14 protein-coding genes are annotated in these 15,089 nt (G+C 67.4%); 10 read left to right on the plus strand and 4 right to left on the minus strand.

The genetic code is table 11. The features are described from left to right. Window positions 1–14 precede the first annotated feature (14 nt). Complete coding sequence (locus AB0L91_RS11315) at window positions 15–1,232, minus strand: hypothetical protein (RefSeq protein ID WP_365009145.1); 1,218 nt, start codon at window positions 1,230–1,232, stop codon at window positions 15–17. 192 nt (window positions 1,233–1,424) lie between these two features. Here AB0L91_RS11315 and AB0L91_RS11320 point away from each other — a divergent pair, with 192 nt between their 5' ends. Both AB0L91_RS11320 and AB0L91_RS11325 read left to right on the plus strand, forming a co-directional pair. Continuing rightward, a complete protein-coding gene (locus AB0L91_RS11320) occupies window positions 1,425–2,000 on the plus strand; it encodes a TerD family protein (RefSeq protein WP_355275138.1) in 576 nt (191 codons plus the stop codon). Window positions 2,001–2,068: 68 nt separating this feature from the next. Then, on the plus strand, window positions 2,069–3,169 hold the full coding sequence (locus AB0L91_RS11325) for a DUF475 domain-containing protein (protein ID WP_355275140.1): 1,101 nt from the start codon (window positions 2,069–2,071) through the stop codon (window positions 3,167–3,169). A 71-nt stretch (window positions 3,170–3,240) separates the two neighbouring features. Here AB0L91_RS11325 and AB0L91_RS11330 read toward each other — a convergent pair whose 3' ends face one another. Further along, window positions 3,241–4,629, minus strand: a complete 1,389-nt coding sequence (locus AB0L91_RS11330; protein WP_365009147.1) for a hypothetical protein — start codon at window positions 4,627–4,629, stop codon at window positions 3,241–3,243. A 170-nt stretch (window positions 4,630–4,799) separates the two neighbouring features. On the opposite strand from AB0L91_RS11330, the gene rpsF reads away from it, so the two are divergent. The 8 genes from rpsF to AB0L91_RS11370 all read left to right on the plus strand — a co-directional run bounded on the left by rpsF (window position 4,800) and on the right by AB0L91_RS11370 (window position 12,823). Then, on the plus strand, window positions 4,800–5,087 hold the full coding sequence (rpsF, locus tag AB0L91_RS11335; protein ID WP_022565973.1) for a 30S ribosomal protein S6: 288 nt from the start codon (window positions 4,800–4,802) through the stop codon (window positions 5,085–5,087). A gap of 94 nt (window positions 5,088–5,181) precedes the next feature. Next, window positions 5,182–5,742 carry a single-stranded DNA-binding protein gene (locus tag AB0L91_RS11340; RefSeq protein ID WP_218718404.1) on the plus strand — a complete coding sequence of 187 codons (561 nt, stop codon included), beginning with the start codon at window positions 5,182–5,184 and terminating at the stop codon, window positions 5,740–5,742. 31 nt (window positions 5,743–5,773) lie between these two features. Then, on the plus strand, window positions 5,774–6,025 hold the full coding sequence (gene rpsR / locus AB0L91_RS11345; RefSeq protein WP_019050001.1) for a 30S ribosomal protein S18: 252 nt from the start codon (window positions 5,774–5,776) through the stop codon (window positions 6,023–6,025). 17 nt (window positions 6,026–6,042) lie between these two features. Then, window positions 6,043–6,495, plus strand: coding sequence for a 50S ribosomal protein L9 (gene rplI / locus AB0L91_RS11350; protein WP_355275146.1), 453 nt, complete (start codon window positions 6,043–6,045; stop codon window positions 6,493–6,495). Window positions 6,496–7,084: 589 nt separating this feature from the next. Next, window positions 7,085–9,712: a replicative DNA helicase gene (gene dnaB, locus AB0L91_RS11355; protein WP_365009151.1), complete on the plus strand. Its 2,628-nt coding sequence runs from the start codon at window positions 7,085–7,087 to the stop codon at window positions 9,710–9,712. Window positions 9,713–9,829: 117 nt separating this feature from the next. Then, complete coding sequence (locus AB0L91_RS11360) at window positions 9,830–10,273, plus strand: DUF3558 family protein (protein WP_365009153.1); 444 nt, start codon at window positions 9,830–9,832, stop codon at window positions 10,271–10,273. Between the two features lie 445 nt (window positions 10,274–10,718). Continuing rightward, window positions 10,719–12,224, plus strand: a complete 1,506-nt coding sequence (locus tag AB0L91_RS11365) for a DUF885 domain-containing protein (RefSeq protein ID WP_365009155.1) — start codon at window positions 10,719–10,721, stop codon at window positions 12,222–12,224. Window positions 12,225–12,304: 80 nt separating this feature from the next. Further along, a complete protein-coding gene (locus tag AB0L91_RS11370; protein WP_365009157.1) occupies window positions 12,305–12,823 on the plus strand; it encodes a hypothetical protein in 519 nt (172 codons plus the stop codon). A gap of 15 nt (window positions 12,824–12,838) precedes the next feature. Here AB0L91_RS11370 and AB0L91_RS11375 read toward each other — a convergent pair whose 3' ends face one another. After that, window positions 12,839–13,618, minus strand: a complete 780-nt coding sequence (locus AB0L91_RS11375; RefSeq protein WP_365009159.1) for a methyltransferase domain-containing protein — start codon at window positions 13,616–13,618, stop codon at window positions 12,839–12,841. A 3-nt stretch (window positions 13,619–13,621) separates the two neighbouring features. Next, window positions 13,622–14,890, minus strand: a complete 1,269-nt coding sequence (locus AB0L91_RS11380) for a serine hydrolase domain-containing protein (RefSeq protein ID WP_365009161.1) — start codon at window positions 14,888–14,890, stop codon at window positions 13,622–13,624. Window positions 14,891–15,089: the final 199 nt, after the last annotated feature.

Genomic DNA, 15,089 nt, shown 5'->3' on the forward strand with positions numbered 1-15,089 from the left:
TCATGTCTGTGTTCCTACGTGCTGTCGGTTCGTGCGGTTTTTCTCATGCGGTCGACCACGCCGGCGATGAACGCCGCGACGGTATCCAGTTCGGACACGTACGCCCAATAGTCTGGATGACGACCCGTCAGTCCGGAAATGATGCGGTCGAGACGTTCGGCCTGCGCGTCGAGGACCGAGCCCCACTCGCCGACCAGTCCACGGTCGACCGCGAGCATCTGCGCGTCCCGCAGCCGGAATCGTACGGTGCGGGCGTGCGCATCGGGGTCGGCACGCACCTCGCGCAACAGTTCGAGGCGCCGGGTGACGGCGTCGACCAACTGCTCGGCCTCGGCGAGATGCTGGCGCGCGGTGGCGGTCAATTCAAGGGCGGTCTCCGGGTCGTGATCGGCAGCCGCGACACGCGCGCCCACCAGCGCCGTGTCCGCGGCGTCGATGCCGCGCCGGCTTTCCCGCTCATTGTTGGTCAAGTCCGCCGAACTCGCAGCGTTGAACTCCCGCAGCAGGGCCGAGTAGGCCGGGCCGAGCGCGTCTGCCCGGTTGCGGACGGCGGCCAGCCTGGTCGTCACCGAGGCGATCGCGTTCGCCGCGGCCGACGCGCGAGAAGGGGCTTGCGCCAACGCATCCGACAGCTCCGCCGTCGCCTGCTGCACGTCCGCCGCGACCGTGCGCGCGGCCGCCACCGCCGCCAGCGGATCGGTCGTGGACGCTGTGATCAGAGCCTCATTCAGTCGCCTTACACCGGCCTCGATCGAGGGGTACGACGCGTAGCCGGACGACGCCGCCGACGCGAGCGCGCGCTCGGCCTCACCGCGCACCTGCGCCAGCAGCTGAGGCACCGCCGAGCGCACCCGGGCCGCCTCGGCCAGCTCCGCGCTGCGGGCGTGATAGAACTCGTCGACCCCGCGCGCGGCCTCGTTGAGCTGGCGGACCAGCGCGTCGGCCCTGGCCGGGCCGTCGGCGACCGGCGTCCCGGCGGCCTCGGCGGCGTCGAGTTCGTCGGTGAAGCTCAGGTACGCGCCCGCCGCGGCGTAGCACCGCGCGCGCACCGGGTCCCAGAGCGCGCCGACCCGGCGGTCCGGGAAGACCTGATCGCTGGCCACCACACCCGCCTCCGCCGCCGTCTGCCGTCGATCCATGTCGAGGAAGGCGGCCGACGCCGCGGCGCGCGCCCCACTGATCCACTCATGGTCCGCCCCCGATCTGAACCAGCCGCGTCTGCGAGGTGTCACCGGCACATCCCCTTTCCGAACCGCGCGGCGACCCGCCCACGCACTGCCCCGATGGTAGGAGATTCCCCGCGTTCACCAGGGCTCCAGCTCGTTCCTACGCAAGATCCGCGAAACCTATTACTGTCGTAGCCGTACCCGGCGATTCGGACATGCTGGGAAACGACACACCGGACTAACCGAAGGGATTCCCGCATGGGTGTCAGTCTGTCCAAGGGCGGCAATGTCTCGCTGACCAAAGAGGCCCCGAACCTGACCGCGGTCGCGGTCGGCCTCGGCTGGGACGTGCGCACCACCACCGGCACCGACTTCGACCTCGACGCCAGCGCGATCGCGACCGGCGCCGACAAGAAGGTCGTCTCCGACAAGCACTTCGTGTTCTTCAACAACCTGAAGTCCCCCGAGGGTGCCATCGAGCACGCCGGCGACAACACCACCGGTGAGGGCGAGGGCGACGACGAGGTCATCAACGTCGACCTGGCCAACACCCCGCCGACCATCGAGAGCATCTTCTTCCCCGTCTCGATCTACGACGCGGAGACCCGCTCGCAGTCGTTCGGCCAGGTGCGCAACGCCTACATCCGCGTCGTCGACCGGGCCAACGGCAACGAGCTCGCCCGCTACGACCTGTCCGAGGACGCCTCCACCGAGACCGCTATGGTCTTCGGCGAGCTGTACCGCAACGGCGCCGAATGGAAGTTCCGCGCCATCGGACAGGGCTACGCCTCCGGCCTGGCCGGTATCGCCCGCGACTACGGCGTCAACGTCTAGTCATCGTCGCGAACAGGGGGCTCGTCTGAAGGGCCCCCTGTCCGTGTGACACAGAAAGGTCCCTCCGCGTGATTACGCGCATCTTCGGTATGTCGGTCGTCATCACGGTCCTCTCGCTGGTCGTCGCCTTCCTCTACGGTGGCCCGACCGCGCTGGCACTGTGTGCGATCCTCGGTATTCTCGAGGTCTCGCTGTCGTTCGACAACGCCGTCATCAACGCCACCGTCCTGGAACGGATGAGCGAGTTCTGGCAGCGGATCTTCCTGACCGTCGGCGTCATCATCGCCGTGTTCGGCATGCGACTGGTGTTCCCGCTGGCCATCGTGTGGATCACCGCCGGGCTCGGTCCGATCGAGGCGTTCGATCTGGCCCTCAACCCGCCGCCGGACGACGCCGCCTACTTCCCCGACGGCAGCCCCAGTTACGAAACCCTGCTGACCGACGCGCACCCGCAGATCGCGGCGTTCGGCGGCATGTTCCTCGCGCTGCTGTTCCTGAACTTCATCTTCGAAGAGCGTGAGATCACCTGGCTGAGCTGGCTGGAGCGCCCGCTGGCCAAGGCGGGCAAGCTCGACATGCTCTCGGTGGTCGTCGCGGGCACCGGCCTGATCCTGACCGCCGAGTTCCTGGCCAAGGACGAGGATCGCTCGACCGTGCTGGTCGCCGGCCTGCTCGGCATGATCGTCTACATCGCGGTCGACGGCCTCGGCTCGATGTTCCACACCGAGGACCTGGAGAGCTCCGGCCCGTCGACCCTGGTCAAGGCCACGGGCAAGGCCGCGTTCTTCATGTTCCTCTACCTCGAGGTCCTCGACGCGTCGTTCTCCTTCGACGGCGTGATCGGCGCGTTCGCCATCACCTCCGACCCGATCATCATCGCGCTCGGCCTCGGCTTCATCGGCGCCATGTTCGTCCGGTCGATCACGGTGTACCTGGTCCGCCAGGGCACCCTGTCGGAGTACGTGTACCTCGAGCACGGCGCCCACTGGGCGATCGGCGCGCTGGCCGCGATCCTGCTCGTCTCCATCGGCATCCACGTCGACGAGCTCATCACCGGCCTGATCGGTGTCGCCTTCATCGGCGCCGCGTTCATCTCGTCCATCATGCGCAACCGCAAGAACGAGCCCGACGCGATCGACGAGTCGAAGGAAACCGCCCCGGTCAGCTGATCGAGCAGCGGCAGTACCGAAGCGACAGCGGCGGCGGATCCCGGATCGGGACCGCCGCCGCTGTCGTCGGCTCAGGCGACCGGTTGCAGTTCGCGTGCGGCGGTGGCGGTTTCGACGGGCGCCGCGGTGCGGCGGCCGCGCAACGCCGCGCGCAGGAACAGGAAGAACAGGGCGATGAGCAGGGCGGTGCGGAGCCAGACGCCGAACTGGACGATGCCCTCCATCAGGTCGACGCCCTCGCCCTCGCCGAGCGCGGCGAAGTAGCGGAAGACGCCGATGCCGACCGCCGCGTCGGCGACGAGGTAGGCCGCGACCAGCGACCACGGGACCTCGAGCAGGACCAGGAACGGAATTATCCACAGGGTGTACTGGGGTGAGTGGACCTTGTGGAAAAGCATGAATCCGCACAGCATCGCGCCACTCACGCCGACCCACGGGAACGGCGAGGTGGGTGTCCAGCGGCGCAGGCCGAGCCACATCGCCAGCCCGAACGACGCCAGGATCAGCGCCGGTGAGGCGATGGCGACCATGTCGTGCCAGGTGGTGGTGGTCTCGGCGTCGCGGCCGAAGATCAGCGGGTGGCCCCAGTACCAGATCGAATTGGTGGTGATGTCGGCCTGGCGCAGCTGCTGGAAGGTGATCGAGGCGCGCCACCCGTCGACCCCGGCCACCATGAACGGCAGATTCACCGCCGCCACCGTGCCCATCGCCGCCAGCAGCGTCTGCGCGGCGCCCGCCACATCGAGCTCACGCAGCCTGCGCGGGCCGCGCGGCGCGCCCTCGGTGAGCACGTACATCGCCAGCGGGAGCACGAAGATGCCCGGATAGAGCTTGAGGCAGAAGCCCAGCGCGAGCAGCACCGCGGCGATGATCCCGCGGGTGCGCACCGACAGGCCGGTCAGCATGGTCATCACATAGACCGCGGCGACCGCCGTGCACACCACCGGCAGTTCCCAGTTGTGGAAGGCGTAGAGCACCAGCGGCGGCCCGATCGCCCACAGCAGCGCGGCCGGGCCTGCCAGCCGGGCCAGCATCCAGGCCGTGAGCAGGGCGAACGGGGTGAGCAGCAGCGCCGAGTGCCAGAGGAAGTCGGCGTCGTTGGCGACCCCGATCGCACCGGCCCACATGAGCACGCCGCTGAGCACCGGGTACTCCACCGCGCCGCCGGTGAGCGCGCCGTCCTCGGTGATCCCGCCGTCCACGTACGGGAAGACGTGGTTGTCGATCTCGCGGCCGAGCCAGAGGAACTGGATATCCGAGTAGCAGACATCCGAATCCTTGCGGACATCGAATATCAGGCTGCGACCGGATTCATCGATCGCACCGCCCGCGCACCGCGCCTTGTTGGCATAGGCCAGCGCGAGGGTGAGCCCGCACAGCAGCACGACGACAAATGTCAGCGCCGTGGCCCGCGCCGCGCCGCGTGCTGCGCGCTGCTGCGAGTCGGCGGCTGTGGTCATGGCGACCACAGTATGCGGCGACACGCCGATCACCCGTGCGTACCCGCGGCGAAGATCGATTTCGCTGCTCAGGGCCCGCTCATGTAGCCTTACCGGGTTGCTGACGCAACGAACCCTCCTGCCATGGAAAGTCCATGGCCGTTTCCTAGTCCACAGGAGGTGATTGGTCCGTGCGTCATTATGAAGTGATGGTCATCCTCGACCCCAGCCTGGACGAGCGCATCGTCGGGCAGTCCCTGGATAACCTGCTCAACGTCGTCAAGACCGAGGGCGGCAAGGTCGACAAGGTCGACATCTGGGGCCGTCGTCGGCTCGCCTACGAGATCGCCAAGCAGGCCGAGGGCATCTACGCGGTCGTCGAACTGACCGCGACCCCGGCCACCGTGAGCGAACTCGATCGCCAGCTGGGCCTGAACGAGACGGTGCTGCGCACCAAGGTTCTGCGCAACGACAAGTAGTCCGCAGAGCAAACTCTCGTTTTCGTCGGTGCCTGTCTTTAGGCTCTAGCGCGACAGCGAGACGCGGACTGCACCCCGAGCAGGAGGAACCCCCATGGCAGGCGACACGGTCATCACCGTCATCGGAAACTTGACGGCAGACCCTGAGCTTCGTTTCACGCCCGCGGGCGCAGCGGTGGCGAATTTCACCGTCGCTTCGACTCCCCGCGTGTTCGATCGCAATTCGAACGAATGGAAAGACGGCGAGGCCCTGTTCCTGCGCTGCAACATCTGGCGTGAAGCAGCGGAGAACGTCGCCGAGAGCCTGACCCGAGGCGCTCGCGTGATCGTGAGCGGACGGCTCAAGCAGCGCTCCTACGAAACCCGCGAGGGTGAGAAGCGCACGGTCGTCGAACTCGAGGTCGACGAGGTCGGCCCCTCGCTGCGCTACGCGACTGCCAAGGTCTCCAAGGCCGGTCGCGGCGGCGGAGGCGGTGGCTTCGGTGGCGGTTCCGGCAATGCCGGTGGTGGTGCAAGCGCAGGCGGCTACAACGCCAACAACGGCGGCGGACAGTCGGGCGGCGGAAACGCCGGCAACGACGATCCGTGGGGTAGCGCGCCCGCGGCCGGCTCCTTCGGGGGCGGCGGCCGCATGGATGACGAACCGCCGTTCTGAGGAACGGCACTCATAGTACGGAGAGAAGACCATGCCTAAAGCGCCCGCGCGCGAAAAGGTGCTGAAGAAGAAGGCTTGCACTTTCTGCAAGGAGAGCAAGTCCGGAATCGTCAATATCGATTACAAGGACACCACGCTGCTGCGTAAGTACGTCAGCGATCGCGGCAAGATCCGCGCCCGCCGCGTCACCGGCAACTGCGTCCAGCACCAGCGTGATATCGCTGTCGCCGTCAAGAACTCGCGTGAGGTGGCCCTGCTGCCTTACGTGTCGACCGCTCGCTGAGAAAGGGAGTCAGACAGATGAAGCTCATCCTCACCGCTGATGTCGACAACCTCGGTGCCCCGGGCGATCTCGTCGAGGTCAAGGACGGCTACGGCCGCAACTACCTGCTGCCCCGCGGCCTGGCCATCGTGGCCACCCGTGGCGCCCAGAAGCAGGTCGAGGGCATCCGCCGGGCGCAGGACGCCCGCAAGGTGCGCGACCTCGATCACGCCAACGAGCTGAAGCAGGCCATCGAGGGCCTCGAAGCGGTCTCGCTGGCCGTGAAGACCGCCGACAGCGGCAAGCTGTTCGGTTCGGTCACCACCGCCGATGTCGCCGCCGCCATCAAGGCCGCCGGTGGCCCCGTGGTGGACAAGCGCAGCATCGAGCTGCCGAAGTCGCACATCAAGGCGACCGGCAAGCACGGCATCGTGGTGCACCTGCACCCCGATGTGGCTGCCAAGTTCAACCTCGAGGTTGCCGCGAACTGAGTTCGCTGAGAACCACCCCCGTGTTCGACACGGGGGTGGTTTCTCGTTGCCATTTCACGGCCGATTTCGCGATAACTGACCGATAGCCGAAGATCGCTCCCGTGCAGGTCACCGGAGGCGGCCGACGGTCGGCAATCCGCTGACCTCCCGTTATTCGACCTGTGGATGGTTGCGGAAACCGACCGGCAGATTTGTGACTCCAGTCATAGCCTGCACCATCGCTGTTTACCCAACACGCCCGGCCGTTCACCTTGACCGACACGCCGGAACTTCTTTCATCCACAGGTGGAGAGTTGGGTAAAACGGGGCCTAGCAGGGCGTTCCACCGCACTGACCTGGGTTTTCCCCACGTTTTCCACAGGAGCTGCACAACACTGGGTGAACTACCCCCAAGTTATCCACAGTTGTGTGCACATATCGGGTTGGCGGCGCCCGGAAACGTCGCTTAGGTTCGTCGCATCGCCCTGCGCGCGGCCCCGGGAATCACGCAGGCAACCGATTGCTGACATCCGTGTCGGTGCCCGGGAGTACAACGAGTTCATCGATGTGAAACCCCCGGTTCTGCGGGCAGAGAGGACGGTCGATTCTGGTGACTACCACCGGTGACCGCGCGCATACGGACTTCCCGCCCGAGCCCCCCGGCGAGGACTTCGGCCGCCAGCCCCCGCACGACATGGCCGCGGAGCAGTCCGTCCTCGGCGGCATGCTGCTGAGCAAGGACGCCATCGCCGACGTGGTCGAGGTGCTGCGCCCCGGCGACTTCTACCGCCCCGCCCACCAGGCCGTCTACGACACCATCCTCGACCTGTACGGCCGCGGCGAACCCGCCGACCCCGTCACCGTCGCGGCCGGTCTCGACCGCCGCGGCGAGCTCAAGCGCATCGGCGGCCCGCCGTACCTGGTCACCCTGACCCAGACCGTGCCCACCGCGGCCAATGCCGGCTACTACGCCGAGATCGTCGCCGAGAAGGCCATCCTGCGCCGCCTCGTCGAAGCGGGCACCCGCATCGTCCAGTTCGGCTACGCCGGCGCCGACGGCCAGGACGTCGCCGAGGTCGTCGACCGCGCCCAGGCCGAGATCTACGAGGTCACCGAGCGCCGCACCACCGAGGACTTCACCCCACTGGAAGAACTCCTCCAGCCCACCATGGACGAGATCGACTCCATCGCCTCCCGCGGCGGCATCTCCCTCGGCGTCCCCACCGGCTTCACCGAACTCGACGAACTCACCAACGGCCTCCACGCGGGCCAGATGATCATCGTCGCGGCCCGCCCCGGTGTCGGTAAGGCGCTGGCGCTGGACACCCCGCTGCCGACGCCGACCGGGTGGACGACGATGGGCGAGGTCCGCGTCGGTGACGAACTGCTCGACGCCGACGGTCACCCCACGCGGGTGGTCGCGGCTACCGAGGTCATGACCGACCGGCCCTGCTACGAAGTCGAATTCTCCGACGGGACAGTGCTCGTCGCCGACGAGCAGCACCAGTGGCTCACCGACACCCGGGAATCCCGGCGTTCCGCGCAGGAAGCGGCAGCGGGCCGACCGCGGCGCCATCCGGTCGCCCCCGGGGTTCGCACCACCGCCGACATCGCGAACACGCTGCGCTGCACGACCGCGGACCGGCGACTCAACCACTCGGTCACCAACACCCGGCCGCTACAGCTGCCGACGAGGGACCTGCTGGTCCCGCCGTACACCCTCGGCGCCTGGCTCGGCGACGGCACCTCCGCGGCCGCGCAGCTCACCTGCTTCGACCCGGAGATCGTCGCGCGGATCGAGGGCGAAGGCATCGTCACGACGCCCTCGCCGTCCGCGCCCGGCCGCTACCAGCTGACGCTGCCCGCCCCCGAACCGGTGCGGTCGCGTACCTGCGTCGTATGCGGTGACGAGTTCGTACCGTTCACCAGTGAGGTCCGCACCTGCGGCCGTTCCTGCGGTGGGAAAGCGCGATTCGTTTCCGAGCCCGTCCCGGCACCGACCTGCGCCGAGTGCGGGGGTCCGTCGATCGGCCTGCGGCTGTGCCAGGCATGCCGGAACTCGGTGGGCAGTGTGCAGGCGCGGCTGCGCACCCTCTCGGTACTGGGCGACAAGCACATCCCGGTCGAATACCTGCGCGCTTCGGAAGTGCAGCGCCGGGCGCTGCTGGCCGGGCTGCTCGACACCGACGGGACCGTCACGCACGGCGGGTCCGTGCAGTTCGCCGTCACCGACGAACGTCTGTTCCGCGATGTCGAGGAACTCGTCGTCAGCCTCGGTTACCGGTGCGGGGTCACCACCAGGCGGGTCCGCGGCCGGTCCGAACAGTCTTCGACCTGCTACACGCTCACCTTCGCCACCGACGACGAGGTCTTCGGCCTGTACCGCAAGGCGCTGCTGCACAAGGAGCGTCGCGCCTCACACAGCACCGCCCGGTCGGATGCGCGGTACATCGTCGATGTCCGCCGCATCGAATCCGTCCCGGTGCGCTGCGTCGAGGTCGACAACGCCGATCACCTGTATCTGGCAGGCCGCTCGATGGTGCCGACCCACAACTCCACGCTCGGTATGGATTTCATGCGGAGTTGCTCGATCAAGCATGGGATGGCGAGTGTCATCTTCTCGCTCGAGATGAGCCGGACCGAGATCGTCATGCGTCTGTTGTCGGCGGAGGCGAAGATCAAGCTCGGTGATATGCGGTCGGGGCGGATGAGTGACGACGACTGGACCAAGCTGGCTCGGCGGATGAGCGAGATCAGTGAGGCGCCGTTGTTCGTCGACGATTCGCCGAACCTGACCATGATGGAGATCCGGGCCAAGGCGCGACGGCTCAAGCAGCGGCACGATCTGAAACTCGTGGTGGTGGACTACCTCCAGCTGATGAGTTCGGGCAAGAAGGTCGAATCGCGACAGCAGGAAGTCTCGGAGTTCTCGCGACACCTCAAGCTGCTGGCCAAGGAACTCGAAGTTCCGGTGATCGCGATCTCGCAGCTGAACCGTGGTCCGGAGCAGCGAACCGACAAGCGCCCCATGGTGTCCGACCTCCGCGAGTCCGGCTCGCTCGAGCAGGACGCCGACATGGTCATCCTGCTGCACCGCCCCGACGCCTTCGAACGCGACGACCCCCGCGGTGGCGAGGCCGACCTCATCGTCGGCAAGCACCGTAACGGCCCCACCGCCACCATCACCGTCGCCCACCAGCTGCATTTGAGCCGTTTCGTGGACATGGCAAGGGGCTGACGCGGTGCCGCTCGCGGCAAAAGTTGGGACCGACGCGCAACATGTAGGGATGTTGGGACGCGAACCTGCGGTTCTGCAGGTCGATTACAGACGAGCGCAGATTCCAGGCGATGCCGCATGAGCCGGACGAAACTGGCCACCGCCTGCGTCGCAGCGATGGCAATCGCCGGTGCGGCCACTGGGTGTTCGAGCGACGAGCCGACGCCGGCCCCCACCTCGAAGACACCTGGCCCGATCGCGGTGCAGGTGCCATCACTGGTCACTCGCGTGAACCCGGGCAGGGAGCCAGTCACCTTCGACGCCTGCACGTCCTTCGATGACGACGCTGTCGTCCGTGCCGGATTCAATCCCCGCACCCGAGAGCGCGCCGACTTCATCGCCGACACCTACTCGGTGTTCGGGTGCAAGTTCAAGGACGTCCAGAACGGCCGACCTGCCAGGATCCTCACCATCGACATGAGCAACGTTCCACTCCACGAGCAGCCATACTTCGAGTCCGCGGTCGATCGCTTCACGATCGACGGCCGGGAAGCGATATCTATGAGCTGTCCGGTTCCATGAAATCCGGCTCGTGTTTCCTCGCCATGTCGAGCGATCGTGGTTCGGCCGGCGTCCACGTCGAAGCACCACCCGTCTTCCAAACAGGTGATCCGTGCGCCGAGATCAAGAAGATCGCAACGATTTACGCGGACGAGCTGCCAGGCTGACGATCTCGACACTGCACATCGGCTACATCAGATGTCGCCGTCATCCACCCCGTCGAGCACGGAAGTGCGCGCGAAATTCACTGCCGGGGGCTGACGCGGGCCGCGTTGGCTAGCGTGCCCGGTATGGAATCCGCTCCGGGGGTGCACGAGGTCTGTGATCGGTTCGTCGAGGAGTACGCGGCTGCCGATCCGGTGCAGGCGACGTTGTTCGGGACCGCCGGGTTTGAGGGTCGGCTGACCGACTATTCGCCTGTGGGCATCGTCTTCGGGCCGAGGTCGCCCGGAAGGCGCTGGGCAGCATGGCTGCGATCGAACCCGGCTCCGGCAGTGAGCGAGTCGCCAAGGCGGTGTTCTGTGAACGCCTGCGAACAGAACTCGAGGTGCAGGATGCCGGGCTGCGGGCTGCTTCGCTCAATGTGATCGCCAGTCCGGTGCAGGACATCCGGATGGTGTTCGATCTGATGGCCACCGAGTCGGCGGCGGACTGGGTGGTGATCGCCGCGCGGATGGGGCACGTGCCCGACGCTCTTCTCGGGGTGCGGGCTTCGCTGGTGGCGGCGGCCGAGGACGGCCGGGTCTCCGCGCGGCGGCAGCTCGACAAGACCGCCGAGCAGGCCGAGACGTGGGCGGGCCGCCGCGGCGAAGTCGGCTTCTTCACCGGCTTGATCGCAGCAGCTCGCGAAGTGGCGGGTGCGCCGCTGGACGAGCTGGAACGGTCTGCGCGGGCGGCCGATTCGGCCTACGGCGAGTTCGCCGAGTTCTTGCGGAACGAGCTGGCACCGCGTGCGCCCGCCGCGGACGCGGTGGGTGAGCGGACCTATCGGCTGTGGTCACGGTATTTCACCGGCGCCGATATCGATCCGCGGGACGCCTATGACTGGGGATGGCGCGAGTTCTCCAGGATCGAAGCCGAGATGCGCACCGTCGCCGCTCGGATCGCGCCGGGGAAGACCCCGGCCGAAACCGCGGCGGTGCTCGATGCCGACCCGAAGTACGCGGTGCACGGTGCGGCCGAGTTCGAAGCATGGTTGCAGCGCACCGCCGACGCGGCGCTGACGGCATTGCGCGGCACTCATTTCGACATTCCCGCGGCTGCGGGACCGCTGGAGTGCAAGATCGCGCCGCCGGGCGGGGGCGTCGGCGCCTACTATCTCGGGCCGAGCGAGGATCTGCGGCGGCCGGGACGCATGTGGTGGTCGGTGGAGGAGGGCAAGGAGCGGTTCAGCACCTGGCGGGAGGTCAGCGTCGTCTATCACGAGGGGGTGCCGGGGCATCATCTGCACGCGATCACCGTGCTCACGGCGGACGGGCTGAACAGGTATCAGCGCATGTTGTCGTTCGTCGACGGACACGGCGAGGGGTGGGCGCTCTACGCCGAGCGGCTCATGCGCGAACTCGGCTATCTGAGCGATGCCGGTGACCTGTTCGGGATGCTGACCGAACAATTGCTCCGTGCCGCACGGGTGATCGTGGATATCGGCATGCATCTGGAGTTGACGATTCCCGCGGGCACCGGCTTCCACGAGGGCGAACGGTGGACTCCCGAGCTCGGTCTGGAGTTCCTGTTGACCCGCGCCCTGACCGAACCGGCCAGGGCACGTTTCGAGATCGACCGCTATCTGGGCTGGCCGGGGCAGGCGCCCGCGTACAAATTGGGTGAGCGCGGATGGCTCGCCGCCCGCGAGGAGGCGCGGAGCCGTGCCGGGGAATCGTTCTCGCTGAAGGAATTCCACACCCGCGCGTTACGCATGGGCGGCATGGGGATGGATACGTTGCGCGCGCAGCTCGCCGCGAGCGAAGGCTGACGATCACCGGCCAGGCAGTCCGATCGCTACGATCACGTGGGAGGATCGGCCGGTTGCCGGTGACGGAAATCAGGGTGGGGATGAAAACGCTGTTCAGCCCGGTCGTGCCGGTGTATTGGATCGTGTCGGCGCTGGCCGCCGCGCTGTACTTCTCCGGCGTGCTCCGGGTCGCGATGATGCTCGCGCGGTGGGCGGACGAGTCCGTCGCGGTGGTGTTCGGGTTCCTGGGTGGGATGCTGTTCGCGCTGCTCACCTGGCCGCTGGTCCTCGCGATCGTCTGGCAGGCGCGGCGGGCGTATTTGCGCAGGACGGCCGCTTCGGTGATCGCGACGGTGACCGATTCCGGTCACCGGGTGACGCGCGCCAACAACAATCCGTTCGCCACTCATCGCGTGCATATCGAGGCGACGTTCACCCACCCGGAAACAGGGGCCGAACACCGGCTGCGAAAGCGATTCGCGTTGAACGAGTTCCGGCGCTCGACGGCGAAAGAGATGGTGCGGGACTACGCCGTCGGTGCTGAGATACCGGTGCTGGTGCGCGGGCGCGTCGCCGTATTCGATGTGCCGCAGCGGCCGCAGTGGGTCGACCTCTGGTGATTCCGCACTGGGCGCTCACCCGTTCGCGCGGCGGGCCAATTCGGCCCGCATTTGCAGGAATCGGAACAGGCCCGGCCTGCCGATGACGGCCTCGTAGCGATCGACGACCTCGTCCACGAAAGCGGGGACGTCGGCGGCCGGGAGGCGGGCGGTCCAGTCCGCGAAACCGACGGTGCACCAGCGGGTGAAGGCGTCGCGGGAGCCGAAGTCCCATTCCCGGTCGGTGACGGATCGCGCGGTGACTTCGAGGTCGGCGTTCGCCGCGATCGCGGGGAGCGCGTCGGGGTCGATGTGCACGTAGGGGCGCGGGAAATCGGTGAAGGCCGCCGACCACCGCGCGTCGGCGGTGACGGCCATCGCGACGGACTCGACGCTCGGGCGTCGGCCGGCGCAGACGTACTGCACCAGGACCCGTCCGCCGGGGGCGAGCGCGGCGGCGATGTGACGGTAGGCGGTCTCCTGGTCGACCACCCAGTGCAGGGCGTTGAACGAGACGACGAGATCGAATTCGTGGTCGAAGGCCATGGTCGTGACGTCGCCGACCTGGAAATCGACGTTCGTGAGCTGGTCGTCGGCGGTGCGGGCGACCTCGATCATCCGTGGCGACGGGTCGACGCCGAGCACGGAACCTTCGGGGACCCGGGTCGCGATCAGGCGCGACACGTAGCCGTCGCCGCACCCGACGTCGAGCACGCGCTCGGCACCCGCGACCGTGACCGACTCGACCGCCGCCGTCGCCATCGTCCGCTGGAGCGCGCTGATGTGGGCGTAGCCGGCGCCGTCCCAGTCGGCCATCGGCTACGACCCGCCCTGCGCGGGCGCGTCCTGCTTGACCGGCGGGGCGTCGTCGGGCGCGAGGTACGCGCCGATCTTGCGGAACAGCGCGTCACCGCCGTTGGCGTAGCCGCCGGTGGCGCTGAACGCCTCGGGCAGGAAGGTGACGGCGACCGCGATCGCGATCTTCTCCGACGGCAGGTAGGCGTTGACCGCGGCGCCGCCGTAGAACAGCGGGTTCTGGAAGGACCAGTCACCGGTGAGCCAGAGGCCGAGGCCGTAGGTCTGGAAATCGTCGAGCGGGCGGCAGTTGACGCAGCCGGGAACCGCCGTGGTCTTGCCGCGCAGGTCGGTGGTCGTCATCGCCCGGTAGGACTCGTCGGAGAGCAGTTCGCCGCTGCCGATGGCGACGGCGCTGCGTTCGAGGTCGTGGATATCGCTGGTCTGGATGGCGCCGTGGCTGATCGTCCACGACGGATTCCAGTAGGTCGACTCCTCGTAGAAGGGGACATCGGCGGGCAACGAGAAGTACTCGCGGCGCTCCGAGGTGAACGTGTGCAGGACCGGCTCGGGGATATAGGGGGTCAGATTCGGCACGGTGTTCTTCAGGTCGAGCGGGCCGAGCACCTTCTCCTGCAACGCATCCGCGAGCGACTTGCCGGTGACCTTCTCCAGCGCCAATCCGAGCAGGACGTAGTTGGTGTGCGCGTAGGCCCAGTTGGTTCCTGGTTCGAACCACAGGGGGTCGTCGATCGCGAGCGCGAGCTGGTCCTGGGTGGTCCACGCCTTGTACGGATCCGCGTAGGCGATCTCGGCGAATTTCTCGTTTCCGAGCACGAAATCGTGATAGCCCGAGGTCATCTGGGCCAGCTGTCGCAGATTCACGCGGTCGGCGTTGGGAATGTCGGGCAAGTATTTCGAGAGTTTGTCGTCGAGGCTCAGTTTTCCCTCGTCGGCCAGGATCAGCAGGAGCGTCGACACATAGGAGATCGCCACGGCGCCGTTGCGGAAATGCATGTCGGTGGTGGCGGGCACGCCGGTCATCGACTCGCCCCTGGCCGCGGTGACGATCTCCTTGCCGTCGATCGTCACGCGGACGATCACCGACTTGAGGTGCGCTTGCGCCATGTAGTCGTCGACGATCTTCATGATGGCATCGGCTCTGGCCGGGTCATCGCTGGAGAATGTCGGGCGGGCGGTCGCGGTCGAATCCGGCGCGGTGTCGTTCGACGAACACGCGGCCAGCAGACCCAGCGTGCAGACGAACACCAGAACATTCCGAGAAACCGACATTGGTCACCTTCCTGGGTACCTGGAAAATCCGCTTGTTCTGGTGTCCTCCGAAATGTGGTGCGAGCGAACAGCCAATTCTATGGCGACCGCGGCGCCGCGGCGAGACCCCGCGCGGCGCGGTGTCAGCGGGCGCGTCAGCCGGGTGTCAGGGCGGTGTCAGGGCGGCTCGCGACAGTAGTCGCAATCAACGAGCACGAAC

Origin of the sequence: Nocardia sp. NPDC051833, assembly GCF_040681225.1 — a bacterium.
GTDB lineage: Bacteria > Actinomycetota > Actinomycetes > Mycobacteriales > Mycobacteriaceae > Nocardia.